We start from the raw sequence: 25729 nt of genomic DNA on the forward strand, positions 1-25729 counted from the left end.
AGGACACACCACGCGAGCGGCGCCGTTCTGGCTGCTCACGGGGGATGAGTCCATGGTCGGCACGAGGAAAGTCAGGGAGGTGGCACCAATGGCGATTTACCTCAACGAGCGTCCGGCGGCGATGCCAGCTGCCTGCGCTCCGCTGTCGGCTGTCCGGGTGGCCCTCGCCGCTCGACCGTCGGCTCCGCAGGTGCACCAGGCCCAGGTTCAGGCCGAGCTGAACCTGACCGTCGCACCGCTGCACGGAGTCGAGGGGACCAGTGGCTTCACGGGCATGGGCGTCGATGGCGGCAAGAAGCGCACCGACGTCCGCGGCGTTCCACCTCGAGGTAGACCGGTCTGATCCATCAGACACCGGCTCACCTCGAGGCCGCGGAACCCGCTACCGGGATCCGCGGCCTCAGTTTTTTGCCCTGCCGAAGTACCGAATGCGATCCACGAGATCGAAGTGAGAGAGAGGTGACCGGAGGATGAGTCTGGCGTTGGCCCCACTCGACGTGAGCGTCGAGGTGGAGGCGAACCTGCCCTGCCGGAAGTTCGACCCCGACCTGTGGTTCTCCGACTCGCCCGCCGAGCTCGAGCTGGCCAAGTCGCTCTGCGGGGACTGCCCGCTGCGCGTCGAGTGCCTGGCCGGGGCGGTGGAGCGGGCCGAGCCCTGGGGCGTCTGGGGCGGCGAGATCTTCGAGCGTGGCGCGGTCGTCCCGCGCAAGCGGCCCCGTGGCCGTCCGCGCAAGGAGGACCTCGCCCGTGACGCCCAGCTCCGGGTCGAGGCGGAGGCGCGACTGGCGGCCAGCGGGCTGTCCGAGTCGCGTAGCGCCGTCCGGCTGGCAGCCTGACACACCTACGTTCCGAAGCCGACCGACGCCGGTGTCCCTCCACCGGCCGAACGAGAGAGAAAAACCGATGCTGCACCTGCCGAACGGAACCGAGATGCAACTACTCCACGAAGCGCTGTCGAGGGCTCGAATGCGCCGGCCTCAGGCCGGTCGCACCACCACGAGCACTGAGGCAACCCTTTCCGCCCGTACCGTCGCCATGCGGAGTCGCAGCCAGTCGGCACGCGACCTGGGCGTTCTCTAGATCGACACCCTGAGGAAGGGGCGGTGACCCCGATGGTCACCGCCCCTTCGGCGTACGCGCGTCGTCAGGCCACCGGCGCGAAGCCGGGCAGCCAGCGTTCCAGGATGGCCCGGTAGGGCGCCTTCGCCTCCAACTGGCAGAGCACCCCGATCGACCCCAACGTCACCCGGTGGATCATCAGGTACGACGGCGGCAGGTTGAGCTGCCGGCTGAGCTGGTACGCGGGGGAGCGGGGGCTGGCCAGCCGGCCCGCCTCGGCCCGCAGCCAGGCCCGGGTGAAGCGGAACTCGTCGGCGGCGATCGGCTCCAGCATCGGGCGGAGGAAGTCGAGCACCCCCTGGGCGTCGATCGGCTCGGTCCGGCTGACGAAGCCCTCGTCGCGCAGCCCCTCCACCACCCCGTCGGCGTCCCCGCGCAGCGCCAGCGCGGCGATCCGGCCGATCGGCTCGGGCGTGCCCTCCGGCATCCGGGCCACCGCGCCGAAGTCGATCACACCGAGCCGGCCGTCCGGCAGCAGCCGGAAGTTGCCCGGGTGCGGGTCGGCGTGCAGCAGCCCGGCCCGCTCCGGCGCGGACAGGTGCAGCTCGGCCATCAGCCGTCCGGCCTCGTTCCGCTGCTCCTCGGTGCCCTCCCGGATGATCGTGGACAGTGGGATGCCCTCCACCCACTCCGTGATCAGCACCCGGGGCGCGGCGTCGAGCACCTCCGGGATGAAGATGTCCGGGTCGTTCGCGTACGCGGCGGAGAACGCCCGCTGCGACTCGGCCTCCAGCTCGTAGTCCAGCTCCTCGGTGATCCGCTCGCGCAGCTCGGCCAGGAGCGGCTTGACGTCCAGGCCCGGCTGGATGGCCCGGAACATGCCGCCCAGCCGGGAGAGCTGCTTGAGATCGGCGAGCAGGGCGTCACCGGCGCCCGGATACTGGATCTTCACGGCCACGTCCCGGTGGTGCGGGCCGCCGTGGGGTCCGTACCCCGGGTCACGCCAGACCGCCCGGTGCACCTGGCCGATGCTGGCCGCGGCGGCCGGGGTGTCGTCGAAGGAGACGAACCGGTCCCGCCAGTCCGGCCCGAGCTGCTCGGCCAGCACCTTGTGCACGGTCGCCACGGGCAGCGGCGGGGCGGCCTCCTGAAGCTTGGTGAGCGCCTGCCGGTAGGGCGCGGCGACCTCCTCGGGCAGCGCCGCCTCGAAGACCGACAGGGCCTGGCCGAACTTCATCGCACCGCCCTTGAGCTGCCCGAGGACGCTGAACAACTGCTCGGCGGTGCGCTGCTGGATCTCGGCGGAGATGACCTCGGACGCGAGACCGGTCACCCGCTTGCCCATCCCGAGGACGGTTCGACCGGCGAATCCGAGCGGCAGGGCGGCGAGTTTGGCGGTGCGGGACACGGCGCGGCGCGGGATGTCGGTCACCCGGCCATTGTTACCGACGCGAGGGGCTCGCTGCTGCCGTGCGGCCGGGAGCGGGTGGGGCCGACCGGATCGGGCGACGCCCGCAGCAGCCGCAGGCGGGGTGCGGGGGCCACCTGCGGTGCCGGAGGCGACCCGCGCCCCGCACCTCCACCGCCGCGCCGAGCGTCTCCGGTGTGCCGCCGTCGAGCTGGGCCAGCGCCTCGGCCGCCGCGAACGCCGTCGCGGCGAGCCGGGTGGTGGCCGCGCAGGCCGGCTCGCCGCGGTCGGTCGCGAGCTGGGCGGCGAGCGCCGGCCAGTCCGGGTCGCGGTCGGCGCGGTGCAGGTCGAGGCAGCGCAGGCAGGGGCCGGCAGGCGGGCGGACCAGCGGCCCGACCACGGGTACGCCGCCGCGCAGGTCGAGCAGGAGGTGGGGCTGCCGTCGGCGGGCGTACCCGATGGCGAGCGCCTCGGCCGGCCGGCCCACGCCGAGCTGCACTACCAGGTCGGGTCGACCCGACCGCAGCGGCCCGGTGGCGGTGCCCGGCGCGCAGCGGACCAGCGCCGCGCACACCGCCGGGGCCAGCGGCCGACCCAGCTCCGTGCCGGGCAGGCCGGTCCCGACCAGGTCGCCGGCGTGGACCGGGCCGGACAGATCGGGTACGACGTGCCCCACCCCGGCCTGGGCCAGCGCGACGGCGACCGCGGCGCCGAGCCGGCCCGCGCCGGTCACCAGCACCCGGGCGGCCCGGCGGCGGCGCAGCAGCCGGGCCGGCGTGCCGGGCAGGTCGGGCACGGCCAGGGCCAGGGCGTCCGCCTCCGCGGTCAACCGGGCCCGGACCGGCCCGGTGAGGTCGCGGGGGAGCAGCGTCTGCGCGGGTACGACCAGACCGGCGGCCCGGAGCGCGTCGAGCAGGGCGCGCGCCTCGCCCGGTGGCACCCGGGCGGCGGTGGCCGCGGCCAGGACGGCGCGTTCGCTGCGGGTGCCGTCGAGCAGGTCGAGCAGTTGGGTGGTGCCCGGGGTGGCCACCTCGACCAGCACCGCCGGGCCGGGCTCCACGCCGAGCTGGAGCGTGCGCCGGTCGCGCCACAGCCTGGTCAGGCCGGGCAGCAGCGTCGGGCGGGGAAGCGGAGTCGGATGCGTCACGCCACGAATGGTGACCGTGTCTGTGCGCTCGGTGGCTCGTTGTCCACAGGCTCGGTGTGCCACAGCCAGCGCTGTCCACAGGAAATCGCCGGTTTTCCACAACCGGCCGGTAATCATGTCGGATACGCGACGGGGGAGGAGCGGCCGAAGCCACCCCTCCCCGCGCGACCCGGACGGGTCAGACCTTGGCCTTGCCCAGGATGCGGTTCACTGTTGTGCCGCACACCGGGCACTTGCCCTTGGCCATGTTCATGCCGGTCTTCGAGACCTCCACGCGCCCCTCGAAGTCCCGCTTCTCCTTGCACTTGACGCAGTAACCGTTGTAGGTCTGGGCCTGGTCGGCCACGGTAGCCTCCTCGTCTCGTCCGCCGGAGGTGCCCGGCGGGTTATCCCTGCGACGGGCCACGCGTGGCACCGGCGCCGGGGGGTTCTCCGCGATCAGTCTCCTGACCACTGGTTGGCGGACCCTACCCAGGTCTGGGCGGTTCCATGTCAGCTGTACGCCGACTCTGTGAGCAAGTCGACGACGAGAGTGTGCACGCCGAGTAACGTCGGATAAGTGAGTTTCGGTAGGACACGCCGGGTAAATGCGCTCAGATCCCCTTCGCGGGGTCCCGCCGGCACCGGCCCGTCGTAGATCACCTAACGTGAGGGGCGGCCGGCGGGCGATGGTCACCTACCGCCGCAAAGAATTTTTTCAGGACTCCTGACTACCAACCGTCACTTTCCGGGCGCGTGTCGTCTTGTTTACTCTTGCGGAGCCCTGGTCAGTACGCATTACCTTTCCCTCGTGACAGTCAACCGAGGCTGCGCGGCCCGGTAATGGCCGGGACGCGGAAGCCCGTCGTCGAGGTGCGGCGCAGCCAGCGCCGGCGACGCACGGTGTCCGCGTACCGGGACGGGGAGCGCGTCGTCGTGCTCATCCCCGACCAGTTCTCCCGGGCCGAGGAGAGCGAATGGGTCGACCGGATGCTGGCCCGGCTGGCCGCCCGGGAGGGCCGGTTCGCCCGCTCGGACGCCGAGCTGCTCGCCCGGGCCACCCGCCTGATCGGCCTCTACCTGTCCGAACACCGGTCGGCAGCCGAGCCGGCGAGCGTCCGCTGGGTGACCAACCAGAACGGCCGCTGGGGCTCCTGCACCCCGGCCGACCGCACCATCCGGATCTCCCACCGGATCCAGGACATGCCCGACTGGGTGATCGACTACGTCCTGCTCCACGAGCTGACGCACCTCATCGTGCCCAGCCACAACGCCCGGTTCTGGGCCCTGGTCGCCCGCTACCCGAGGTCGGAGCGGGCCCGCGGCTACCTGGAGGGCGTGGCCGCCACCGCCGGCCTCCCCTGACCCCACCCCCACGGCTCGCGCCTGTTCTGCACGCAGCGGGGGCGGGTGGGGCGCGGGCGGGGCGCTCGGGGCGGGGTTAGGGTCGGCGGATGGTGCGACGTGTGGTGGTGGCGTTGCTCGGCCCGGTGACCTGGTCGCCGCCGGGGGTCGAGCCGGCGCGGTGGCGGACCGCCCTCGCCGAGGACGTGGTGGACCTGCTGGCCACGCTGAACGAGGTGGAGACCGCCGTGGCGGTCACCCCGGCGGACCGCTGGCTGGCCGACGCGGTGGTCTGGCCCGGCACCGCCGTGCACGAGGTGCCCCAACCCACGCCGAACGCGGTCTTCGCGACGCTCACCGGCTACGACCAGGCGGCGGTGGTCGCCGCCGACGCGCCCGACGTGCCCGGACTCACCCTCGGCAAGCTGCTCCGGCCGCTGTCCAGCCGGCCGGTGGCAGTCGCCCCGGCGGAGGGGAACGGGCCGGGCCTGCTCGGGGTGGCCGCGCGTCTGCCCGTACCGGAGTGGTTGCCGGTGCTGGATCTCGACACGGCGGTGCCGGGTGAGGTGCGGGCCGCGGCACCCCGGCCCGGCGACGTGGCGGTGACCGCCGGGTGGCGTCGCTTGCGCGGTCCGGCCGACCTCGGCGCCCTCGACCCGGCGTTCGAGGGCTGGGATGCGACGCGGGCGCTGCTCTCCGGCCACCCGGGCTGACCGTCCGCCGCGGCGCTGGTCCTCCCCACCCGGGCGGCGCGCCGCCGGGCTGCCTCACCGGTGCCGCCGGGCTGCCTCACGGGTGCCCGCCGTGCCGGTTTCGCGCTCCGCTTCCCGCGCCGGTTTCGCGCTCCGCTTCCCGCGCCGGTTTCGCGCTCCGCTTCCCGCGTGCCGGCCTTGGGTTTCCTTCACCGTGCCGGCCTCGGTTCCCTTCACCGTGCCGCCCTCGGTTCGCCTCCCCCGTGCCGGCCCGTGCCGGCACGGGGCGCGGCCCGACCCGGCGTGCCGCCGGCGGCCCGACGCGGCCCGACCCGGCGTGCCGCCGGCGGTCGGGGACTGTGCCGGGGCCGGTCCCCCTCGGTTCGCTTGTCGGGCCGGACTTGATTCGCATGCCGGGGGCGGTGCTGTGTGCGTCGTTCGCGCGCCGGCCGCCGAGCGGCGGAGGAACGCCTCGTCCGCGCCTACCAACTTGATGGCGTGGACGGGTCGCGGCTCTGCCGGTTCGCGGGTCGATAGCGGCTTCTGAAGGCTGCGGCGGTGAGTCGTCGACCGGATACGGCGGTGAGTCATCGACGCCATCAAGTTCGTAGGCGCCGAGGCATGACCCCTGCTGCCGGGATGAACCGTGCCCGAAACGCATTGGAACGACGCAACCGAGGTCGTCAACGGCAACGCGCCGGCCGCCCACACGCAGGGCCGTTCGCTCCTGCCGCGCCCCGGTCAGCCGCCTGCCCGCGCCGCGCCGCCTGCCCGCGCCGCGCCGCCTGCCCGCGCCGCGCCGCCTGCCCGCGCCGCGCCGCCTGCCCGCGCCGCGCCGCCTGCCCGCGCCGCGCCGTGCCGCTCGCCCCGCGCCGCGCCGCCCGGGTGGGGGACAGTGCGGTGGCCTGCGGGATGCGGCGGGGCCCGCACGGACGTCCGTGCGGGCCCCGACCGACGTGCGGCGTCTAGGCCTTGCCGTCGTCCTCGCCCGGGGCCGGCTCCTCCGGCGCACCCGGCGCGGAGAAGTCGAAGCTGGCCAGCTCATCGTCCAGGTCGCTGCCGCTCGCCGCGAACGCCTCCGGGGCCGCGAAGTCGTCGTCCGAGGGCAGCAGGTCGGGGTGACCCCAGATCGCGTCCCGGCCGGCGATGCCGCGCTGCTCGGTCAGCGCCGCCCAGAGCACGGTCGCCTCGCGCAGCCGGCGCGGTCGCAGTTCCAGGCCGACCAGGGCGGCGAACGTCTGCTCGGCCGGGCCACCGGCGGCCCGGCGGCGGCGGAACGCCTCGCCGAGGCGTACGACGTTGGGCAGGCGGTCGCCGGCCGCGCTGTCCACCACGTGGCACACCCAGCCCTCGACCAGCGCGAGGACGGTCTCCAGCCGGGCCAGGGAGGCCTTCTGGGCCGGGGTGTCCTCGGGGGTGAAGATGCCTTCCAGGGCGATCGCCTGCATCGACTCCGGGTCGGTCGGGTCGACCCGGCCCATCGCCTCCTCGATCGCCTCCCGGTTGACCCGGATGCCGGCGGCGTAGTTCTCCACCGCCGTCAGCACGTGCCCGCGCAACCACGGCACGTGCTGGAAGAGGCGCTGGTGGGCGGCCTCGCGCAGGGCCACGTAGAGGCGTACCTCGTCCTCCGGCAGCTCCAGGCCCTCGCCGTACGCCTTGATGTTGGCGGGAATGAGCGCGGCGGTGCCGGCGGGGCCCAGCGGCAGGCCGATGTCGCCGGCGGAGAGCACCTCGGCGGCGAGTGAGCCGAGTGCCTGGCCGAGCTGGCCGCCGAAGAGCGCTCCGCCCAGCGTGGCGACCATCGACTGCATCGGGCCGAGCTGGGCGCGGGCCTCCGGCGGCACCAGGTCGCCCATCGCGCCGACCATCCGGCTGGCCACCGGGTCGCAGAGCTTGCGCCACACGTCGAGGGTCTTGAAGATCCACTCGTTGCGGTTCCAGGCGACCGACGAGCGGATGCCGGAGGGCCACGAGGTCGCCGGTTCCAGCCAGAGGTCGGCGATCCGGAGCGCGTCCTCCACCGCGTTGCGTTCGAACGGCGAGACCGCCGGGTCGCCGGCGGCGGCGAGCTGGCTCGCGGCCACCTGCCGGGCGAGGTCCCAGTTGACCGGCCCGCTGCCCGGCGCGGACAGCAGGTGCTGCAACTGCGACATGAACTGCTGCATCTGCGCGGGATCGTTGGGGTCTGGTGGTTGCCCACCCGGGAGCGCGAAGCCGAACGGAATATCAGGCACGACGTCTACGGTACGCGGGCCCCGCCGCAGGTCGGGCCCGTCGGCGTTGCGCTGAGGGCGAAGTCCGCCGGTCACCGCGCCGGACGGCGGGGGACGGATCGGTACGCTCTGGCGCATGAGACGTCGCGGCGTGACCGTCCTGCTCGGTGCCCTGCTCACCGCCCTGCTCAGCGTCGGCGTGCTGAGCGTGCCCCTGCCGTACGTGGTGCTCGGCCCCGGCCCGACCGTCAACACGCTCGGCAGTGAGAACGGCAAGGAGATCATCCAGGTTTCCGGCCGCGCGACGTCCACCTCGGCCGGGCAGCTCCGGCTCACCACGGTCGGCGTGCAGCCCACGGTCCGGCTGCGGTCGGCGCTGGCCGGCTGGTTCTCCTCGGACGAGGCGGTGGTGCCCCGGGAGCTGGTCTATCCGCCGGGGGAGTCGCAGGAAGAGGTCGAGAAGCGCAACGCGGAGGACTTCCAGAACTCGCAGACCAGCGCCGAGACGGCGGCCCTGCGCGAGCTGGGCTACCCGATCAAGGTGCTGGTCAAGACCGTCACGCCGGGCGGGCCGTCGGTGGACGTGCTCCGCGCGGACGACGTGCTCACCTCGGTCGACGGGGCGCCGGTGACCAGCGCGGCCAAGCTCACCGAGCTGATCCGGGCCAAGCCGGCCGGCACCGCGCTGCGGATCGGCTACACCCGGGGCGGCACCCCGGGCACCGCGACGGTCACCAGCCGGGAGCAGGACGGCCGGCCGCGCATCGGGGTCGAGATCGACCAGCAGCAGCCGCACCCGTTCACCCTGAAGATCGACCTCGGGGACATCGGCGGGCCGAGCGCCGGCCTGATGTTCACGCTGGGCATCATCGACAAGCTGGAGCCGGCCGACCTGACCGGCGGGAAGATCGTCGCCGGCACCGGGACCATCGACGACGAGGGCCGGGTCGGCCCGATCGGCGGCATCGCGCAGAAGTTGGTCGGCGCCAAGGACGCCGGCGCGAAGGTCTTCCTGGTGCCGGCGGACAACTGCGCCGAGGCGGTCCGTAACCCGCAACCGGATCTGCCGTTGCTCCGGGTGGCGACGCTTTCCGACGCGCTCAAGGCGCTGGAGACGCTCCGTGCCGGAGGGCAGCCGACCCGCTGCTGAGCAGGACCGGTCACCTTCCGCCGGGCGATCGTGACGTGACCTTGACCCGACGTGTTCAGGAACACCCCGTACTCTTGGGTGCCTGGTCGGAGCCGATCACATCAAACGTGCGGAGCCAATAGTGGTCATGCGTAGCAGTCCCCTGCCGAGGATGAGCCGACGCGGACGCGTCACCATCGGGGTCCTGGTCGGGGTGTTCGTGTTGTTCACCCTGCTCGGGTGGGGGGTCAACGCCTGGACCGACTGGCTGTGGTTCGACGAGGTCCGGTACACCCAGGTCTTCACCGGTGTGCTCGCCACCCGGCTGCTGTTGTTCCTGGTGGTCGGCGTGGGGATGGCGCTGATCATCGCCGGCAACCTGTGGCTGGCGTACCGGTTGCGGCCCCGGATGCGTCCGCACTCGGCCGAGCAGGCCACGTTGGAGCGCTACCGTATGCTGCTGAGCCCCCGGCTCGGCACCTGGATCGCGCTGGCCTCCGCCGTCGTCGGGCTCTTCGCCGGGCTCTCCGCGCAGACCCGGTGGGCCCAGTGGCTGCTGTTCCGCAACGGCGGCGACTTCGGCGTCAAGGACCCGGAGTTCGGCATCGACGTCGGCTTCTACGTCTTCCAGCTCCCGTTCTGGCGCTACGCGCTCGGCGTCGGCTTTACCGCGGTGGTGCTTGCCCTGCTCGGCGCGCTGGCCGTGCACTACGTCTTCGGCGGGGTGCGCCTCCAGGGCGTCGGTGACCGGATGACCAACTCCGCCCGCGCCCACCTGAGCACGCTGGTCGCCGTCTTCGTCCTGCTCAAGGCCGTCGCCTACGTGCTGGACCGGCGCGCCATGCTGCTGGAGTACAACGAGGGCGCGAAGCTCTACGGCGCCGGCTACGCCGACGTGAACGCGCTGCTGCCGGCGAAAGAGATCCTCGCCTGGATCTCCGTACTGGTGGCCGTGGCGATCATCGTGTTCTCCAACGCGGTGATGCGGAACCTGGTCTGGCCCGGCATCTCGCTGGCCCTGCTGGGCGTCTCCGCGGTGGCGATCGGCGGCATCTACCCGTGGGCCGTGCAGACGTTCGAGGTGAAGCCGAGCGCCCGGGACAAGGAGGCGCGGTACATCGAACGCAGCATCAAGGCGACCCGGTCCGCGTTCAGCCTCGACGGCACGAAGACCACACCGTACGCGGCCAGCAATCTCGTGCCACCCGCCAGCCTGTCCACCGACACGTCGGTGGTGTCGAACATCCGGTTGCTCGACCCGCAGCTCGTCTCCGAGACCTACACGCAGCTCCAGCAGGTGCGTGGCTTCTACGACTTCGGCTCGAAGCTGGACATCGACAGGTACGCGGTCAAGGACAAGACCTCCGACTACGTGGTCGGCGTCCGGGAGATCAACTACGGTGAGCTGACCGACCAGCAGAGCAACTGGATCAACCGGCACACCGTCTACACCCACGGGTACGGCCTGGTGGCCGCGCCGGCGAACCAGGTGGTCTGCGGCGGGCAGCCGTACTTCGTCTCCGGCTTCCTCGGCGAGAAGGCGCAGGAGGCGTGTTCCTCGCCGACCGAGGAGATCCCGGCCCAGCAGCCGCGGATCTACTACGGCGAGCGGATGGAGCCCGACGACTACGCGATCGTCGGGCAGAACGGCGACCGCAACGTCGAGTTCGACCGGCCCACCCAGACCGGCGGCGAGCAGTACTACACCTACACCGGCGAGGGCGGCGTCAAGATCGGCTCGTTCCCCCGGCGGCTGCTCTACGCGATCAAGGAGCAGGAGTCCAACTTCCTGCTCTCCGAGGCGGTCAACGAGAACTCGAAGCTGCTCTACGTGCGCAACCCGCGCGACCGGGTGGAGAAGGTCGCGCCGTTCCTCACCCTCGACGGCGACCCGTACCCGGCCGTGGTGAACGGCCGCGTGCTGTGGATCATCGACGGCTACACCACGGCGGCGACCTACCCGTACGCCGAGCGGGTCAACCTCCAGTCGGAGACCGCCGACGAGCTGACCGGTCGGGGCACGTTCCAGCTCGCCCGGGAGAACGTCAACTACATCCGCAACTCGGTGAAGGCGACGGTCGACGCGTACGACGGCACGGTCAAGCTCTACTCGTACGACGACACCGACCCGGTGCTGAAGGCGTGGAACAAGGCGTTCGGCGGCGACGTCGTGCTGCCCAAGGGCGACATCCCGCCGGAGCTGGCCGAGCACTTCCGCTACCCGGCCGACCTGTTCAAGGTGCAGCGCAACCTGCTCACCAAGTTCCACGTCACCGACCCCGGGGACTTCTACTCCGGCCAGGACTTCTGGCAGGTGCCGAACGTGCCGGACGCGCCGGACAGCGGGCAGAAGCAGCCGCCCTACTATCTGTTCACCCAGTTCCCGGGGCAGGACGGGCCACGCTTCCAGCTCACCTCCGCGGTCACCCCGAACGGGCGGCAGAACCTCGCCGCGCTGGTCTCCGGCTCGTACGTGGACGGGAAGCCGCGCCTGGAGGTGCTGGAGCTGCCGGACCAGACCCGGATCTCCGGGCCCACCCAGGTCCACCAACAGATGACCAACAACGGCGACATCCGGCAGCAGCTCAACCTGCTCTCCTCCAACCAGGCCCAGGTGCAGTACGGCAACCTGCTGTCGCTGCCGTTCGCCGACGGGATGCTCTACGTCGAGCCGGTCTACGTGAAGAGCAGCAGCCAGGACGCGTACCCGCTGTTGCAGAAGGTGCTGCTCTCGTACGGTGACGGCGGCTCGTACGTGGTGCTCGCCAACAACCTGGGCGACGGCATCAAACAGTTGGTCGAGCAGGGCAAGCGGGCCGGGTCCGGCACCCCGCCGCCGAGCGAGGACGGCAACACCCCACCGCCGACCGGCGGCAACAACACCCCGCCGCCGCTCACCGGCGAGCTGGCCGACGCGGCCGGCAAGGTGCAGAGCGCCATCGCCGAGGTCAAGGCCGCGCAGACGTCCGGTGACTTCGAGCGGTACGGGCGGGCGCTGAAGGCGCTGGACGAGGCGATGACCGCGTTCCAGCAGGCTCAGGCGGCGGCGAGGGGGTCCGGCACCCCGGCACCCTCGGGCAGCGCCTCGCCGTCGGCGCCGGCTTCGGCCTCGCCCTCGTCGTCACCGAACGGCTGACGTCGGGCGACGACCACCACGAGCCCGTGGTCCGGTGGCCCCAGCGGTCGCCGGCCACGGGCTCGGGTCGTGTCCGGCACCCGTTTTGCACCTCGTCGGGCCGGTGCGCTAGGGTTAACGAGCCGACGCGGGGTGGAGCAGCTCGGTAGCTCGCTGGGCTCATAACCCAGAGGTCGCAGGTTCAAATCCTGTCCCCGCTACTCGTGACGAAGGGCCCCGGAGTTCGCTCCGGGGCCCTTCGCCGTTTCCCTGTGGCGATGTCGGGTCCGCCGTCGGTCCGGCGTGCCGGCGCGGGCCGGTCCGGCGGAATCGGGGACCCGGCTGATCTCCGCGATCCGGATGCGATAGGCTGTACACATACCGACGCGGGGTGGAGCAGCTCGGTAGCTCGCTGGGCTCATAACCCAGAGGTCGCAGGTTCAAATCCTGTCCCCGCTACGTGATCGCGAAAGGCCCCGGAGAAAACTCCGGGGCCTTTCGTCGTATCCGGATCTTTCCGTCCCGTCCGGCGTGCCCCGGTTGCGCGCCTCGGCGAGGATGGGGGGTATGGCTGGATGGAACAGATGGTGGGGCCGCCTGAGCGCGGTCATCGGTACGGTCGTGCTCTCGGTCTTCGTACCGGTTGCGGCCTGGGCGTCGACCGGGACCGGTGAGGTCGTGGTGGAGGCCGCGCGACGGCGTTCCCGGGGCGGCGGCTTCGGCATCCTCGGCCTGCTCTGCTGCCTGGTGGTGGTCGGCGGGATCGTGCTGCTGGTGCTGATGTTGATGCGGAACCGGCGGAACCGCCCGCCGCGCTGACGTGTCGGTGCCGACGGGCCCCCGACCGCGCCGCGTGCGTCGAGCGGGGGCCCGCAGCCGTCAGCCGGCGAGGGCGGCGTTCGCCCGGGCCATGAACCGCGACGTCGCGCTGCGGGCGCCGGCCCGCTTGCCCCGGATGCTCTCCGCCGCGTCGATGAGCAGGGTCCGCACCGCGGCGTGTCCCTTCGGCGGCGGCGCGGGCGCGGGGCCGGCCAGCCCGTCCAACTCGACGCCCAGGGCGGCCACCCGCTTCTCGGTCCGGTCGGTGACGCCGGCGGCGACGTACGTGCGGACCTGCGTGCTGGGGTTCAGGCCGCGTTCGAAGCCGAGGATCCGGCCGGCCGCCACGTTCGTGGTCAGGAAGTTGAGCACGTCCACCACCACGCCCGGGTGGCGGGTCCCGCGGAAGCCGGCCCAGTACATCGACGCGCGGGGCCACTGCGCGGCCGGGGTGCCGGGGAAGGCGACCGCGCCCAGCTCGTCCCCGGTCAGGCGTTGCAGCTCCGGCAACTGGTGCGACCAGGCGAAGGACGCCGCGGCGTGCCCGGTGACCACGAGCTGACGGGACAGCTCGCCGCTGTCCGCCTGTTCCACCAGGGCGGCGCTCGGGGTGGCCCGGTCGAAGCGGGCGACCTCCCAGAACTCGAACCAGTCGAGCAGTTCGGCCGAGCTGAAGCCGAGCTGCCGGCCCTGGTACAGCTCGCTGCCCTGCCCGCGCAGCCAGAGCCAGAGCGCCCGGTAGTCGCCGGAGGGATCCATGGTGCCGGCCACCCGGTTGCCGGAGGCCCGGGTGACGCGGGCGGCCCAGCGGGCGTACTCCTTCCAGGACATGCCGGTGCGCGGCTCGGGCTGGTCCAGCCGGCGCAGCAGGTCCCGGTTGAAGACCAGCGCCGCGTTGGTCTGCGCGGCGGGCACCGCCACGGTGCGCTCGTCCACCCGGGCGTAGCGGGCCAACTGCTCCGGCAGGCCGCGCAGGTCGAGCCGCTCGTCGGTGATGTGGCGGGTGAGGTCGAGCAGGATGTCGCGGCGGTCGTACTCGGTGAGCAGCGTGTCGTCGATCTGGAACAGGTCGGGCACGTTGCCGCCGGTGGCCTGGGTGGCGAGCCGGTCGTAGTAGCCGTTCAGCCCCTGCCAGGTGATCCGGAAGCTGACCCGGGGACTCTGCTGGGTGTAGAGGCGGAGCGCCTGCTCGGTGGCCTGGGCCCGGCGGTTGCCGCCCCACCAGAACACCGACAGCTCGACCGGTTCGTCGACGGCAGCCGCCTCCTCCTCCGGGCCGCAGCCGGCCAGCCCGCCGGCGAGCAGCGGCAGGCCGGTGAGCGCGCCGAGGAACCGCCGCCGGTCGAGGCCGGGACGGGGGACGGACCACTGAGCGCGCACGGTCTCTCCGAGGGTGGGTGGACGGATCATTCCATCGGCCCCGGCCGGGGGTGTCAACGGCGGGCGGGACGGCCGGTGGGCGCGCCGGTCGACGTGCCCCGCCCATGGTGTACTTACCGCCGTGGAACTTCTGCACTCGGGCAAGGTCCGGGACGTCTACGCCGACGGCGCGGACCTGATCCTGGTCGCCTCCGACCGCGTCTCCATCTACGACGTGGTGCTGCCGACCCCGATCCCGGACAAGGGCCGCCTGCTCACCGCGCTCTCGCTGTGGTGGTTCGAGCAGCTGTCGGACCTGGTGCCGAACCATGTCCTCTCCGCCACCGACGTGCCGGCGGAGGTCGCCGGCCGGGCGATCCGGTGCCGGCGGCTGGAGATGGTGCCGGTCGAGTGCGTGGCCCGGGGCTACCTGACCGGCGGCGGCCTCGCCGAGTACGAGCGCACCGGCGCGGTCTCCGGCGTGCCGCTGCCCCGGGGTCTGGTGGAGGCGTCGATCCTGCCCGAGCCGATCTTCACGCCGTCGACCAAGGCGCCCAAGGGTGAGCACGACGAGCCGATCACCTACGACCAGGTGGTCGACAAGGTGGGGCCGGAGACCGCGCAGCGGCTGCGGGAGATCACCATCGACGTCTACCGGCGTGGTGCGGAGATCGCCGCCGACCGGGGCATCCTGATCGCCGACACGAAGCTGGAGCTGGGCTGGACGCCGGACGGCACGCTGGTCCTCGGCGACGAGCTGCTCACCTCCGACTCGTCCCGGTTCTGGCCGGCCGAGTCCTACCAGCCGGGTCGGGCCCAGTTCTCCTTCGACAAGCAGTACGTGCGGGACTGGGCCGTCGAGAGCGGCTGGGACAAGCGCCCGCCGGCGCCGGAGGTGCCGGCCGACGTGGTCGAGGCGACCCGCGCCCGTTACGTCGAGGCGTACGAGAAGCTGACCGGCAACCGCTGGGACTGACCGCCGGCGGTGCGGGCGGTCTAGTCTCGTCGGCATGTCGACGAGGCTCGTGCAGATCAACATGAAGGCCCGGGACGACGCCGCGCTGGGCGGCTTCTGGGCGAAGACGCTCGGCTGGGGGATCGACAGCGAGGAACCGGGCGTGACCAACCTCGAACCCGAGGGCTTCGTCTATCCCGACCCGGTCGCCGTCTGCATCGACCTCGTCCGTTCCGCGGAACCCAAGGTCGGTAAGAACCGGGTGCACGTCGACCTGGCCAGCACGTCAGCGGAGCAGCAGGCGGAACTGGTCGCGCGCCTGACGGAGCTGGGCGCGACGCCCGCCGACATCGGCCAGGGTGACGTGCCGTGGACGGTGCTGGCCGATCCGGACGGCAACGAGTTCTGCGTGCTGGAACCGCGGCCGGTCTACCGGGACACCGGGCCGATCGCGGCGGTGGTGGTCGACTGCGCCGATCCGCGGGGGATGGCCCGCTTCTGGGGCGAGGCGACGGACTGGACCGTGCACGAGGTGACCGACCAGCACGCCTCGCTGCGTTCGACCGCAGGCGTCGGCCCCTACCTGGAGTTCGTCCGCAACCCCGACCCGAAGACGGTGTGGAACCGGGTGCACCTCGACGTCCGCCCCTACCCGGGCGACGACCTGGCGGCCGAGGCGGCCCGCCTGGAGACGCTCGGCGCGACCCGCGTCGACCTCGGCCGAGCCGACATCCGTTGGATGGTCCTGACCGACCCCGAGGGCAACGAGTTCTGCCTCCTCACCCCGGCCTGACACCGCCGTCGTCCGCGATCTTGCACTTTCGGCCGCGGACGCGCCCGGAACGCCCGTGATGTCGGGGCAGAAAGTGCAAGATCGCCGGGGTGGGGTGGGGGGTTAGTTTTCCCAGTTCAGGGTGCGTTGGACGGCCTTGTGCCACTGGTGAAGCTCGTGGTGGCGGTGGGTCGGGTCCATGGCGGGTTCCCACTGGGCGTCGGAGCGCCACTTGTCCCGCAGCGTGGCCAGATCGGGCCAGAAGCCGACGGCCAGGCCGGCCGCGTACGCGGCGCCGAGGCAGGTGGTCTCGGTGATCCGGGAGCGGACCACCGGCAGGTCGAGGACGTCGGCGAGGAACTGCATCAGCAGCTCGTTGCCGGTCATCCCGCCGTCCACCCGCAGCCGGCGCAGCGCCACGTCGGAGTCGGCGTTCATGGCGTCCACCACCTCGCGGGTCTGGAAGGCGGACGCCTCCAGCACCGCCCGGGCCAGGTGACCCTTGGTGATGTAGCCGGTCAGGCCCGCGATCACGCCCCGCGCGTCGCTGCGCCAGTGCGGCGCGAACAGGCCGGAGAAGGCCGGCACCACGTAGCAGCCGCCGTTGTCGTCGACGGTGCGGGCCAGCTCCTCGACCTCGGACGCGGTGGAGATCAGGCCGAGGTTGTCGCGCAGCCACTGCACCAGCGAGCCGGTGACCGCGATGGCACCCTCCAGCGCGTACGCGGCCGGCTGGCCCTCGATCTGGTAGGCCACGGTGGTGAGCAGGCCGTGCCGCGACGGCACCGGGCTGGCACCGGTGTTGAGCAGCAGGAAGCTGCCGGTGCCGTAGGTGCACTTGGCCTCGCCGGGGCGGAAGCAGGTCTGCCCGAACAACGCGGCCTGCTGGTCGCCGAGCGCGCTGGCCACCGGCACCCCGGCGAGCACGCCCTCGGCGGTGCCGTAGACCTCGGCCGAGCAGCGGATCTCGGGCAGCATCGCGGCCGGGACGCGGAGCGCGTCGAGCAGCTCCGGGGCCCAGTCGAGCGTTTCCAGGTCCATCAGCAGCGTGCGGCTGGCGTTCGTCACGTCGGTGACGTGCCGTCCGGTCAGCTTCCAGATCAGCCAGCTGTCCATGGTGCCGAACAGCACCTCGCCGCGTTCGGCGCGCTCGCGCAGCCCGTCGACGTGGTCGAGCAGCCACCGCAGCTTCGGCCCGGCGAAGTAGGTGGCCGGCGTCAGCCCGGTGCGGGCGCGCAGTCGCTCCTCGTCGTACGCCTCGGCCAGCTCGCGCAGCAGCGGGCCGGTGCGGGTGTCCTGCCAGACGATCGCGTTGGCCACCGGCCGGCCGGTGGCCCGGTCCCAGACGACCGTGGTCTCCCGCTGGTTGGTGATGCCCACCGCGGCCAGGTGCTCGGGCCCGAGGTCGGCGCCCGCCAGCGCCTCCCGGACGACGTGCTCGACGTTCGTCCAGATCTCCTCCGCGTCGTGTTCGACCCAGCCCGGCCTGGGGAAGATCTGCCGGTGTTCGCGCTGGGCCGCGGCGACGATCTCGCCGTCGGCGTCGAAGACGATGCACCGCGAGGAGGTGGTGCCCTGGTCGATGGCGGCGACGAACTCTCCGGTCACGCAGGCACCGTACCCGCCGGGAGCGTCCACCGTCTGCCTCCGGTCGACCCGTACGATCAGCAGACGTGCGTGACATTGCCGTGTTCAGCGGGACCGCCCACCCGGACCTCGCCGCCGAGATCTGCGCCCACCTCGCCGTTCCGCTGCACCCGGTACGGGTGTCCCGGTTCGCCAACGACTGCCTCGAGGTGCAGTTGCAGGCGAACTGCCGGGAGCGGGACGTCTTCCTCATCCAGCCGCTGGTGCCGCCGGTGCAGGAGCACCTGGTCGAGCTGCTGCTCATGATCGACGCGGCCCGGGGCGCGTCGGCCGGCCGGATCACCGTGGTGCTGCCGCACTACGCGTACGCCCGGTCGGACAAGAAGGACGCGCCCCGCATCTCCATCGGCGGGCGGCTCGTCGCCGACCTGCTCACCTCGGCCGGCGCGCACCGGGTGCTGGCCATGACGCTGCACTCGCCGCAGGTGCACGGCTTCTTCAGCGTCCCGGTGGACCACCTGCACGCGCTGCGCGAGCTCGCCGCCCACTTCCGCGGGTACGACCTGGGCAACGCGGTGGTGGTCTCGCCGGACCTGGGCAACGCCAAGGAGGCGGCGGCGTTCGCCCGGATGCTCGGCACCCCGGTGGCGGCCGGCGCGAAGCAGCGGTTCAGCGACGACCGGGTGCAGATCAGCACCATCATCGGGGACGTGGCGGACCGGGACGTGATCGTGCTGGACGACGAGATCGCCAAGGGCAGCACCGTGATCGAGTTGATCTCGCACCTGCGCGAGCGGCAGGTCCGCTCGATCCGCCTGGCCTGTACGCACGGGCTCTTCTCCAGCGGCGCGCTGGAGCGGCTCAGCGCGCAGGACGGCGTGCTGGAGATCGTCTGCACGAACACGGTGCCGATCCCGGCCGAGAAGCGGGTGCCGAAGCTGGAGGTGCTCTCGGTGGCGCCGGCGCTGGCCGAGGCGATGCGGCGGATCCACAACGGCGAGTCGGTGAGCGCGCTCTTCGGCTGAGCCCGCCGTGGCCCGACGGCCGTCCACCGCCGCTGCGGCGGGCCCGCGAGGTCGGGCGTCGGGTCAGCCGTCCAGGGGGCGGGCGGCGGGCTGTCGGGTGGTCAACGCGGCGGTGATCCGGACGACCGTGCCGGCGTCGCCGGTCTCGACCTCCATGGTGTCGCTGAGCTCCCGGGCCAGCCAGAGGCCCCAGCCGCCGGCGGTCTCCGGGGCCGGCCGGTCGCGGTCGTGCAGCCGCCGTTCGCTGATCCCGTGCCCGTGGTCGGCGACCTCGCAGACCAGTTCGCCGTCGCGACGCCACAGCCGCAGCCGGCCCCGCCCGCCGCCGTGCCGGACCGCGTTGGTGATCAGCTCGTTGACCGCCAGCACGAAGTCGTCGAGCCGCTGGCCGGCGAGCCCGGCGGCGTGCGCGCAGGAGGCGACCGAGTGCCGCAGCTCGGTCACCTGTGCCTGATCGAAGGCCTCGGCGATCAGAAGGGAAGGTTCGATGGGCACAACCGTACGCGGTGCGGGGAGTTCTGCGTTTGTCATGACCCCGTCCCGGCGATGCTCCTCGACGACTTTCGCGGCTTTTCCACCGTACGTCAGGGTTTCTTGACCCGCACCGGCCGGTCCCCGCGTGACCGACTGTGGCAGGGTGACGCCCATGCCGTCGTCCCCCGGCCTGGTCGGCCCGTTCTGGCGGTCCATCGCGGTGTTCCGGTTCGCCTCGCTGGCCTACGTCGGGGTGCTCGTGCTGCGCGACGGCAGCCAGTACGCGCACCCGGTGGCCGCCGGCGGCGTCCTGCTGGGCATGCTGGCCTGGAGCGGCGTGACCGCGGCCGGCTACCGGCGGCCGGCCGGGCGGCGCTGGCCGCTGCTCCTGGCCGACCTGGGCGTGGTGCTGGGGATCATCCTGGCCACGCCGTGGGTGGTCGGCCGGCCGGCGCTCGCCGCCGGCGTGCCGGTCCTGACCTCCGCCTGGCTGGCCGGGCCGGTGCTGGCCTGGGCGGTCTCCGGCGGCCGGCGGCGGGGCACGGTGGCCGCGCTGGTGCTCGGCGGCGCGGACCTCGCGACCCGGGACCCGATCAACCCGTCCGCGTTCACCGGGGCGATCCTCCTGCTGCTGGCCGGTGTGGTGGTCGGGCACGTGGCCCGGCTGGCGGTCCAGGCGGAGGCCCGGTTGCAGCGGGCGGTGGAGCTGGAGGCGGCCACCCGCGAGCGGGAACGGCTGGCCCGCGACATCCACGACTCGGTGCTCCAGGTGCTGGCGCTGGTGCGGCGGCGCGGCGCCGACCTGGACGGCGAGGCGGCCGAGCTGGCCCGGCTGGCCGGCGAGCAGGAGGCCGCGCTGCGGGCGCTGATCGGTCGCACGGGCGCCGTGCCGGAGCAGGCCGGGGCCGACCGCGACCTGCGTGACCTGCTCGACCGCTACGCCTCGACCGAGGTCCAGGTGGCCGCGCCGGCCACGCCGGTGCCGCTGCCGGCCCAGGCCGCAGGGGAACTGGCCGCGGCCGTCGGCGCGGCGCTGGACAACGTGACGCGGCACGCCGGCGGGCGGGCCTGGGTGCTGATCGAGGACGAGGAGGAGACGGTGACCGTCTCGGTACGCGACGAGGGGCCGGGGATCCCGGAGGGGCGGCTGGCGGAGGCCGCCGCGCAGGGCCGGCTCGGGGTGGCCCAGTCCATCCGGGGCCGGGTGGCGGACCTGGGCGGCGAGGTGCGGATCGCCTCCGCCCCGGGCGCCGGCACCGAGATCGAGCTGACCGTGCCGAGGAGCCGTCGATGAGCATCCGGGTGATGGTGGTGGACGACCATCCGATGTGGCGGGAAGGGGTGGCCCGCGACCTCACCGAGGCCGGCCTGGACGTGGTGGCGACCAGCGGCGAGGGACGGCAGGCGGTCCGGGTGGCCGCGGCGGCCCGTCCCGACCTGGTCGTGCTCGACCTGCAACTGCCGGACGTCTCCGGCGTGGAGGTGGTCCGGGGGCTGCGCGCCGCGCTGCCCGAGGTGCGGGTGCTCATGCTGTCGGCCAGCGGCGAGCCGCAGAGCGTGCTGGACGCGGTCAAGGCCGGCGCGACCGGCTACCTGATCAAGTCCGCCGCCCCGGCCGAGTTCCTCGACGCGGTGCGCCGCACCGCGGCCGGCGAGCCGGTGTTCACGCCGGGCCTGGCCGGGCTGGTGCTGGGCGAGTACCGCCGGCTGGCCGCCGCGCCGCCGGCCCCGCACGACGACGCGCCCCGGCTCACCGATCGGGAGACCGAGGTGCTGCGGCTGGTGGCCAAGGGGCTGTCCTACAAGCAGATCGCCGAGCGGCTCCGGCTGTCCCACCGGACCGTGCAGAACCATGTGCAGAACACGCTCGGCAAGCTCCAGCTGCACAACCGGGTCGAGCTGACCCGGTACGCCATCGAACGGGGCCTGGACGAGTGACTCAGTGCGCCGGCGGCGGCTGCGTCTCGTGCACCGCCAGCTCCTCCGCGGACGCCCCGCCACCGGCCGCGCCGGCGTCGTAGGCGACGTTGTCGGTCTCCTGGTCGGTGTGCGCGCCCTCGTCCGGCTCGACCAGCCGCCCCACCTCGTGGTCGGCGACGGTGCCGAGCTGGCCGTGGTCGTAGATCGAGACGGGGGAGTGCGGGTCGGAGACCGGGCCCGGATCGATCACGTCCGCGTCGAGCTGGGCCTGCGCGGCGGCCTCCTCGCTGTCCGCCTCGGCGGCGATGGCCGGGTCGACCGGGCCGGCCAGCGGGTCGTCGGCGGGACGCTCGTACCGCTCGCGGTCGAGCTTGTAGTCGAGCGACTCGCCGTCGAGCTGTTCCTCGGCCGTGGTGCCGAACCGGTCCGCGGCGACCGGCGTGCGGTCGCCGGGGATCTGGGCCGGCTCCGGGCCGTCCGCCTCGCGCCCGGTCAGCACGTCGTCGTTCGCGGTCGAGTCGTCGTCGGCGGTGTCGGGCAGGCCCTCCGCCTCGGGGTCGGAAACGGGGGTGGGGTACTCGTCGTCGCGCATGAGGGGGAACTACCCACTGCGCTCACCGCACTAACCGCAACCGGCGGGGTGGATCGGGACCAACAGGGCGAAACCGCACCTCAGTTGCGGAAGGCGGCCTCGTCCTCGGCGTACAGCACGCACCACACCACCTTGCCGTCGGGCAACGCGGTGCTGCCCCAGCGGCGGGCCACCGTGTCGATGAGCAGCAGCCCCCGACCGCCGACGGCGTCGACCGGGGCCGAACCGGCGAACGCGGGACGCCCGGCGGCGTGGTCGCGGACCGCCACGTGCAACGCGCTGCCGCGCGCCGCCAGCCGGAGCGTCATCGGCGTCGCGGCGTGCGCGACCACGTTGTTGACCATCTCGGTGACCGCAATGCAGGCGGGCTCCACCAGCTCCGGCAGGCCCCACCCGAGACACCCGTCGGTGACCAGCGACCGGGCCCGGCGGGCGGACTCCGCCACCGGGGGCAGATCGGCTTCGAGCAGCTCGGGCGGCCCGGGACTGGGCGGCCCGGCCGGATCGAGCAGCAGCTCCGCGGCGGGCCAGTCGGCGACCTCGGCGCGGACCTCGTCGAGCATGTCGCGGACCCCCGGGTCGGGCATGCGCACCCGGGACAGGTCGACGCGCACCGGGCCCGGCCGCTGCCAGCACCGGGCGAGCAGCGCGTCACGCACGGCCCCGGCGCCGGCCCGGTCGAGCACGCCGGTCAGCCTGACCGTCGCGGAGGACTCGTCGGGCTCCACCAGGCAACGCGCGTCCGTCGGCATGATCGTCCCATTGTGCACGCCGGTCGCCGTACGCGCATCGGTCCGGTCGACGGGACTCATGATCGTTCCGTCCGGGATCGTCGGCTGATCGCCGCGACGGTGCCGACCGCGGTGCCGGCGGCGGCCAGCCCGAAGGCGGCCGTCAGCCGCAGCAACTGGCCGCGCCGGCCGGACCAGCCGTCGGTCCGGGTCCCCGTCGCGTCCGGCGTGAAGACGTTGCCGTCGGCGTCCCGGCGTCCGCCGGGGCCGAACTGGGTGCGCGCGGTGTACCAGCCGAGCGCCCGCTCGGCCAACGCCGGGGCGAGCCGCCACTGGAGTCCCACCAACCGCGCCGCGCCGCCCGCGTACGCCTCGCGTCGTGGCCGTCGCAGCAGCCGGACCATGGTCTCGGCCACCAGCTCCGGCGGGTAGACCGGAGGTGGCGGCGTCAGCTCCCGCCCGGTGTGGTTGGCCGCGTGCCGGAAGAACGGCGTGTCGACGGTGGCCGGCAGCACCGTGCAGAGCGAGACCTGCCCGCGCCCGGTCACCCGCAGCTCCTGCCGCACCGTGTCGGTCAGTCCCCGGATGGCGTGCTTGGTGGCGTTGTACGCGGACTGGTACGGCATGGCCACCTCGGCCAGCACGGACGCGTTGTTGACCAGCACCCCGCCGCCGGCCGCGGCCAGGTGGGGCAGCGCGGCGCGCGTCCCGTGCACGGTGCCGAGCAGGTTCACGTCGACCACCCGGCGGAACTCGGCCACCGGGATCTCGTCGAACAGCCCCACCGTGCCGACGGCCGCGTTGTTGATCCAGGCGTCGATCCGGCCGAACTCGGCGACCGCGCGCGCGGCCAGCCGTTGCACCGCGTCCGCGTCCGTCACGTCGGTGGGTACCGGGAGCGCCCGCCCGCCCAGCTCCCGGCAGTGCGCGGCGACGCGCCGCAACGCGTCCTCGGAACGGGCGGCCAGCACCACGGTCGTGCCCCGGGCGGCGAGCGCGTAGGCGGTGGCCGCGCCGATCCCGCTGGAGGCGCCGGTGATGACGACGGTGGCGTCGGCGAGACTGCGGGTGAGCGGCATTCCCGAGCGGTACCCCGGCACCGGCCGGTCATGCCGATTCGCGACGCGCTGATCGGGTTCGGTCGGAACCGGTGTCCCGTCCGTGCGACGCCGCGCCGCCGTACCGATCTGCCAGGTTTGCGGGCACCGACCCCGGGTTAATGGGACGCTCTGATCGGGAGAACCCGCCAGCTAGAACGCATGGAGGTGCACCATGCGCGTCGGCCTTGTCTGTGCGCACGCCGGCTCGTCCACCGACGGTCCCACCGTCGGGACTCAGGAGCACATTGCGCGCGTGGCGGCTGAGCTCGCCGCCCGAGGCCACGAGGTCCGCGTGTACGAACGCCGCGACGCCGCCACCCAACCGGCCCTGGCCGAGCTGGACGGCTACCGCCTGGAACGTGTTCCGGTCGGCCCGCCCGCGCCGCTGCCCACCGGCGACCTGGTGCCGTACGTGGCCGAGTTCGGCCGCTGGCTGGCCGGCGAGTGGGCCGGCGACTGGACGCCCGAGGTGGTGCACGGGCACTACTGGGTGGGTGGCCTGGCCGCCGCCCACGCGGTCCGCGCTACCGACATCCCGGTCGTGCAGACCTTCCACTCGCTCGGCGTCGAGCAGCTCCGCCACCTCGGCCGGGGCTACGCCGGGCCGGGCCAGCGCATCCCGCTGGAACGGGCGCTGACCCGGGCCGTGGACGTGGCGGTCGCCCAGTGCAACGACGAGGTCGACGAGCTGACCCGGATGGGCCTGCAACGCACCTCGGTGGCGATGGTGCCGACCGGGGTGGACACCGGTCAGTTCCACCCGGACGGTGAGGCCGCGCCCCGCGACCAGCGGTCACGGATCCTCTCCGTCGGCGGGCTCACCCCCGGCCACGGCCAGGACGACCTGATCCGGGCGATGCGGCTGGTCGGCGACGCGGAGCTGGTGATCGCCGGTGGGCCGCCGGCCGAACGGCTGGCCGGGCACGCGGAGGCGCGCCGGCTGCGCCAACTGGCCGAGCGGGCCGGGGTGGCGGAGCGGATCCACCTGGTCGGCGCCGTCCCGCACGACCAGATGGCCACCTGGTACCGCTCCGCGGACGTGGTGGCCTGCACGCCGCACTACTCGTCCGCCGGGCGGGTGTCGCTGGAGGCGATGGCCTGCGGCGTGCCGGTGGTCGGCTACGCCATGGGCGGCATCGCCGACGCGGTGGTCGACGAGGTGACCGGCAAGCTGGTGCCGCCGGGCGACGTCCGCACGCTCGGGGTCACCCTGCGCCGGGTGCTCACCGACAACGCCGGGCGGTTCGCGTACGGCCACGCCGCGGTGGACCGGGTGCGGTGCAGCTACACCTGGGAGCGGACGGCCGCGGCGCTGGAGCGGCTCTACGAACGGGTGATCGGGCGTCGCCGGCCGGCCACCCCGGTGGAGCCGACGCCGCCGGTCGAGGTGGTCGCCGGACGCGGGCCGGTCGAGGCGGCCTGAGCCGGCACCACCCCGACGCCGATCATCGCCGGCCCCCGGTCGCGGACGGCCGGGTGGTGGTGCTGCGGTTGGGCGTACCGGGTCAGGCCGACCACGGCGGCCAGCGTGACCAGGAAGCCCAACCCGGCCAGCCACTCCCGGCCGGGCCAGATCTTGTCGCCGAGCAGCAGCACCCCGATGATCGCCGCGGGCACCGCGCCGGCCGCGTCCATCGCGGCCACCGCCGCGGTGGTCGAGCCGCGCTGCATGGCCAGGCCCAGCAGGAGTTGGCCGACCAGCGAGTGCGCGATCAGCAGGTAGAGCAGCGGGTCCCGGACGAACGCCTCGGTCGACTCGGCGGAGGCCAGCGGGCGGGCCGCCACCGCGGCGGCGGAGAACGCCATCCCGGCCAGTGAACCGAGCACCACCGACCCGGGCGCGCCGTGCAGCCGGGCGGCGAAGAAGCCGGACGCGGCGATCGCGCCGAGCGCCGCCACCAGGCCGACCAGCCCGGCGGTGCCGAGCTGCCGGGACGGGGCCGGCTCGGCCGACAGCACCAGCGCGGTGATCCCGCCGAACAGCAGCACCAGCAGCCCGACCTCGGCGGCCGGCAGCCGCCACTTGAGCACCAGCACGCCGAGCACCGCGGTCACCCCCAGCCCGGCCGCCACGCTGGCCTGGACCAGGAACAGCGGCAGGTCCCGGCGGGCCAGGAAGGCCAGCACGAAACCGACGATCTGGCAGGTCAACCCGATCAGGTACGTCCGGTGGCCGGCCAGCCGCAGCAGCAGCCCCGGGTCGAACGTGTGGTGCACGGTGGTCCGCGCGGCGGCCACCGACTGGAGGAGGTTGGCGAAGCCGTACGCGACGATCATCGCCGCGAGGAAGCACCAGCCGGAGGACA

At 73.4% G+C, this 25729-nt stretch carries 24 protein-coding genes and 2 tRNA genes; 15 read left to right on the forward strand and 11 right to left on the reverse strand.

Features of this window, described 5'->3' with window-relative positions; all coding sequences use genetic code 11:
* Nucleotides 1-88 precede the first annotated feature (88 nt).
* Nucleotides 89-343 carry a hypothetical protein gene (locus VKK44_RS02785; protein ID WP_343445281.1) on the forward strand — a complete coding sequence of 85 codons (255 nt, stop codon included), beginning with the start codon at nt 89-91 and terminating at the stop codon, nt 341-343.
* 127 nt (nt 344-470) lie between these two features.
* Nucleotides 471-836 carry a WhiB family transcriptional regulator gene (locus VKK44_RS02790; protein ID WP_073828771.1) on the forward strand — a complete coding sequence of 122 codons (366 nt, stop codon included), beginning with the start codon at nt 471-473 and terminating at the stop codon, nt 834-836.
* 308 nt (nt 837-1144) lie between these two features.
* On the opposite strand, the gene VKK44_RS02795 is transcribed toward VKK44_RS02790, so the two are convergent.
* The 3 genes from VKK44_RS02795 to VKK44_RS02805 form a co-directional block, all read right to left on the reverse strand.
* Complete coding sequence (locus VKK44_RS02795; RefSeq protein ID WP_343445282.1) at nt 1145-2491, reverse strand: ABC1 kinase family protein; 1347 nt, start codon at nt 2489-2491, stop codon at nt 1145-1147.
* Between the two features lie 10 nt (nt 2492-2501).
* Nucleotides 2502-3614, reverse strand: a complete 1113-nt coding sequence (locus VKK44_RS02800) for a TOMM precursor leader peptide-binding protein (RefSeq protein WP_343445283.1) — start codon at nt 3612-3614, stop codon at nt 2502-2504.
* Between the two features lie 178 nt (nt 3615-3792).
* Nucleotides 3793-3960 carry a DUF5679 domain-containing protein gene (locus VKK44_RS02805; protein WP_012014940.1) on the reverse strand — a complete coding sequence of 56 codons (168 nt, stop codon included), beginning with the start codon at nt 3958-3960 and terminating at the stop codon, nt 3793-3795.
* Nucleotides 3961-4436: 476 nt separating this feature from the next.
* On the opposite strand from VKK44_RS02805, the gene VKK44_RS02810 reads away from it, so the two are divergent.
* Together VKK44_RS02810 and VKK44_RS02815 are read left to right on the forward strand one after the other, a co-directional pair.
* Nucleotides 4437-4958, forward strand: a complete 522-nt coding sequence (locus VKK44_RS02810; RefSeq protein ID WP_343445284.1) for a M48 metallopeptidase family protein — start codon at nt 4437-4439, stop codon at nt 4956-4958.
* Nucleotides 4959-5047: 89 nt separating this feature from the next.
* Complete coding sequence (locus tag VKK44_RS02815; RefSeq protein ID WP_343445285.1) at nt 5048-5650, forward strand: hypothetical protein; 603 nt, start codon at nt 5048-5050, stop codon at nt 5648-5650.
* A 944-nt stretch (nt 5651-6594) separates the two neighbouring features.
* Here the strand turns inward: VKK44_RS02815 and VKK44_RS02820 are convergent.
* Nucleotides 6595-7797, reverse strand: a complete 1203-nt coding sequence (locus VKK44_RS02820) for a zinc-dependent metalloprotease (RefSeq protein WP_343447632.1) — start codon at nt 7795-7797, stop codon at nt 6595-6597.
* 184 nt (nt 7798-7981) lie between these two features.
* On the opposite strand from VKK44_RS02820, the gene VKK44_RS02825 reads away from it, so the two are divergent.
* The 5 genes from VKK44_RS02825 (at nt 7982) to VKK44_RS02845 (ending at nt 12908) form a co-directional block, all read left to right on the forward strand.
* Nucleotides 7982-8995: a YlbL family protein gene (locus VKK44_RS02825; RefSeq protein ID WP_343445286.1), complete on the forward strand. Its 1014-nt coding sequence runs from the start codon at nt 7982-7984 to the stop codon at nt 8993-8995.
* A 127-nt stretch (nt 8996-9122) separates the two neighbouring features.
* On the forward strand, nt 9123-12110 hold the full coding sequence (locus VKK44_RS02830) for a UPF0182 family membrane protein (protein WP_343445287.1): 2988 nt from the start codon (nt 9123-9125) through the stop codon (nt 12108-12110).
* Between the two features lie 126 nt (nt 12111-12236).
* Nucleotides 12237-12310, forward strand: a tRNA-Met gene (locus VKK44_RS02835).
* Nucleotides 12311-12474: 164 nt separating this feature from the next.
* Nucleotides 12475-12548: transfer RNA gene (locus VKK44_RS02840), tRNA-Met, on the forward strand.
* Nucleotides 12549-12656: 108 nt separating this feature from the next.
* A complete protein-coding gene (locus VKK44_RS02845; protein ID WP_107161041.1) occupies nt 12657-12908 on the forward strand; it encodes a hypothetical protein in 252 nt (83 codons plus the stop codon).
* A gap of 60 nt (nt 12909-12968) precedes the next feature.
* Here VKK44_RS02845 and VKK44_RS02850 read toward each other — a convergent pair whose 3' ends face one another.
* Complete coding sequence (locus tag VKK44_RS02850) at nt 12969-14288, reverse strand: ABC transporter substrate-binding protein (RefSeq protein WP_343445288.1); 1320 nt, start codon at nt 14286-14288, stop codon at nt 12969-12971.
* Between the two features lie 121 nt (nt 14289-14409).
* Here VKK44_RS02850 and VKK44_RS02855 point away from each other — a divergent pair, with 121 nt between their 5' ends.
* Both VKK44_RS02855 and VKK44_RS02860 read left to right on the forward strand, forming a co-directional pair.
* Nucleotides 14410-15243, forward strand: coding sequence for a phosphoribosylaminoimidazolesuccinocarboxamide synthase (locus tag VKK44_RS02855; protein WP_343445289.1), 834 nt, complete (start codon nt 14410-14412; stop codon nt 15241-15243).
* A gap of 34 nt (nt 15244-15277) precedes the next feature.
* Nucleotides 15278-16015 carry a VOC family protein gene (locus VKK44_RS02860; protein ID WP_343445290.1) on the forward strand — a complete coding sequence of 246 codons (738 nt, stop codon included), beginning with the start codon at nt 15278-15280 and terminating at the stop codon, nt 16013-16015.
* 102 nt (nt 16016-16117) lie between these two features.
* On the opposite strand, the gene glpK is transcribed toward VKK44_RS02860, so the two are convergent.
* On the reverse strand, nt 16118-17602 hold the full coding sequence (glpK, locus tag VKK44_RS02865; RefSeq protein ID WP_343445291.1) for a glycerol kinase GlpK: 1485 nt from the start codon (nt 17600-17602) through the stop codon (nt 16118-16120).
* 65 nt (nt 17603-17667) lie between these two features.
* On the opposite strand from glpK, the gene VKK44_RS02870 reads away from it, so the two are divergent.
* On the forward strand, nt 17668-18606 hold the full coding sequence (locus VKK44_RS02870) for a ribose-phosphate diphosphokinase (RefSeq protein ID WP_343445292.1): 939 nt from the start codon (nt 17668-17670) through the stop codon (nt 18604-18606).
* Between the two features lie 63 nt (nt 18607-18669).
* Here the strand turns inward: VKK44_RS02870 and VKK44_RS02875 are convergent, their stop codons facing one another.
* The gene (locus tag VKK44_RS02875; protein ID WP_343445293.1) at nt 18670-19137 is read right to left on the reverse strand and encodes an ATP-binding protein; all 468 of its coding nucleotides are present in this window, start codon (nt 19135-19137) and stop codon (nt 18670-18672) included.
* 115 nt (nt 19138-19252) lie between these two features.
* Here VKK44_RS02875 and macS point away from each other — a divergent pair, with 115 nt between their 5' ends.
* Nucleotides 19253-20374 (forward strand): MacS family sensor histidine kinase, encoded by a 1122-nt coding sequence (gene macS / locus VKK44_RS02880; protein WP_343445294.1) that lies wholly within the window; start codon nt 19253-19255, stop codon nt 20372-20374.
* Complete coding sequence (locus tag VKK44_RS02885) at nt 20371-21018, forward strand: response regulator transcription factor (RefSeq protein WP_343445295.1); 648 nt, start codon at nt 20371-20373, stop codon at nt 21016-21018. The genes macS and VKK44_RS02885 overlap by 4 nt, the downstream gene beginning before the upstream one ends.
* A 1-nt stretch (nt 21019) precedes the next feature.
* Here the strand turns inward: VKK44_RS02885 and VKK44_RS02890 are convergent, their stop codons facing one another.
* From VKK44_RS02890 to VKK44_RS02900, 3 genes are all read right to left on the reverse strand, one after another.
* Complete coding sequence (locus tag VKK44_RS02890) at nt 21020-21592, reverse strand: DUF5709 domain-containing protein (RefSeq protein WP_343445296.1); 573 nt, start codon at nt 21590-21592, stop codon at nt 21020-21022.
* Nucleotides 21593-21672: 80 nt separating this feature from the next.
* Entirely contained in the window at nt 21673-22404 is a 732-nt protein-coding gene (locus tag VKK44_RS02895) for an ATP-binding protein (RefSeq protein ID WP_343445297.1), read from the reverse strand.
* Complete coding sequence (locus VKK44_RS02900; protein WP_343445298.1) at nt 22401-23402, reverse strand: SDR family oxidoreductase; 1002 nt, start codon at nt 23400-23402, stop codon at nt 22401-22403. Before VKK44_RS02900 ends, VKK44_RS02895 begins: the two co-directional genes overlap by 4 nt.
* Nucleotides 23403-23595: 193 nt before the next feature.
* On the opposite strand from VKK44_RS02900, the gene VKK44_RS02905 reads away from it, so the two are divergent.
* On the forward strand, nt 23596-24846 hold the full coding sequence (locus tag VKK44_RS02905) for a glycosyltransferase (RefSeq protein ID WP_343445299.1): 1251 nt from the start codon (nt 23596-23598) through the stop codon (nt 24844-24846).
* On the opposite strand, the gene VKK44_RS02910 is transcribed toward VKK44_RS02905, so the two are convergent.
* The gene (locus VKK44_RS02910) at nt 24747-25700 is read right to left on the reverse strand and encodes a hypothetical protein (RefSeq protein ID WP_343447634.1); all 954 of its coding nucleotides are present in this window, start codon (nt 25698-25700) and stop codon (nt 24747-24749) included. The genes VKK44_RS02905 and VKK44_RS02910 overlap by 100 nt on opposite strands.
* Nucleotides 25701-25729: the final 29 nt, after the last annotated feature.

The organism is Micromonospora sp. DSM 45708 (assembly GCF_039566955.1).
GTDB lineage: Bacteria > Actinomycetota > Actinomycetes > Mycobacteriales > Micromonosporaceae > Micromonospora.

What these genes read in the sequence shown, in the direction of transcription:
- VKK44_RS02845 (WP_107161041.1), top strand. Translation starts at nt 12,657, where the DNA reads ATGGCTGGATGGAACAGATGGTGGGGCCGCCTGAGCGCGGTCATCGGT.
- VKK44_RS02815 (WP_343445285.1), top strand. Translation starts at nt 5,048, where the DNA reads ATGGTGCGACGTGTGGTGGTGGCGTTGCTCGGCCCGGTGACCTGGTCG.
- VKK44_RS02875 (WP_343445293.1), bottom strand. Translation starts at nt 19,137, where the DNA reads ATGACAAACGCAGAACTCCCCGCACCGCGTACGGTTGTGCCCATCGAA.
- VKK44_RS02860 (WP_343445290.1), top strand. Translation starts at nt 15,278, where the DNA reads ATGTCGACGAGGCTCGTGCAGATCAACATGAAGGCCCGGGACGACGCC.
- VKK44_RS02810 (WP_343445284.1), top strand. Translation starts at nt 4,437, where the DNA reads ATGGCCGGGACGCGGAAGCCCGTCGTCGAGGTGCGGCGCAGCCAGCGC.
- VKK44_RS02905 (WP_343445299.1), top strand. Translation starts at nt 23,596, where the DNA reads ATGCGCGTCGGCCTTGTCTGTGCGCACGCCGGCTCGTCCACCGACGGT.
- VKK44_RS02890 (WP_343445296.1), bottom strand. Translation starts at nt 21,592, where the DNA reads ATGCGCGACGACGAGTACCCCACCCCCGTTTCCGACCCCGAGGCGGAG.
- VKK44_RS02900 (WP_343445298.1), bottom strand. Translation starts at nt 23,402, where the DNA reads ATGCCGCTCACCCGCAGTCTCGCCGACGCCACCGTCGTCATCACCGGC.
- VKK44_RS02790 (WP_073828771.1), top strand. Translation starts at nt 471, where the DNA reads ATGAGTCTGGCGTTGGCCCCACTCGACGTGAGCGTCGAGGTGGAGGCG.
- VKK44_RS02895 (WP_343445297.1), bottom strand. Translation starts at nt 22,404, where the DNA reads ATGAGTCCCGTCGACCGGACCGATGCGCGTACGGCGACCGGCGTGCAC.
- VKK44_RS02910 (WP_343447634.1), bottom strand. Translation starts at nt 25,700, where the DNA reads ATGATCGTCGCGTACGGCTTCGCCAACCTCCTCCAGTCGGTGGCCGCC.
- VKK44_RS02830 (WP_343445287.1), top strand. Translation starts at nt 9,123, where the DNA reads ATGCGTAGCAGTCCCCTGCCGAGGATGAGCCGACGCGGACGCGTCACC.
- VKK44_RS02825 (WP_343445286.1), top strand. Translation starts at nt 7,982, where the DNA reads ATGAGACGTCGCGGCGTGACCGTCCTGCTCGGTGCCCTGCTCACCGCC.
- VKK44_RS02785 (WP_343445281.1), top strand. Translation starts at nt 89, where the DNA reads ATGGCGATTTACCTCAACGAGCGTCCGGCGGCGATGCCAGCTGCCTGC.
- VKK44_RS02820 (WP_343447632.1), bottom strand. Translation starts at nt 7,797, where the DNA reads ATGCAGCAGTTCATGTCGCAGTTGCAGCACCTGCTGTCCGCGCCGGGC.
- VKK44_RS02885 (WP_343445295.1), top strand. Translation starts at nt 20,371, where the DNA reads ATGAGCATCCGGGTGATGGTGGTGGACGACCATCCGATGTGGCGGGAA.
- macS (WP_343445294.1), top strand. Translation starts at nt 19,253, where the DNA reads ATGCCGTCGTCCCCCGGCCTGGTCGGCCCGTTCTGGCGGTCCATCGCG.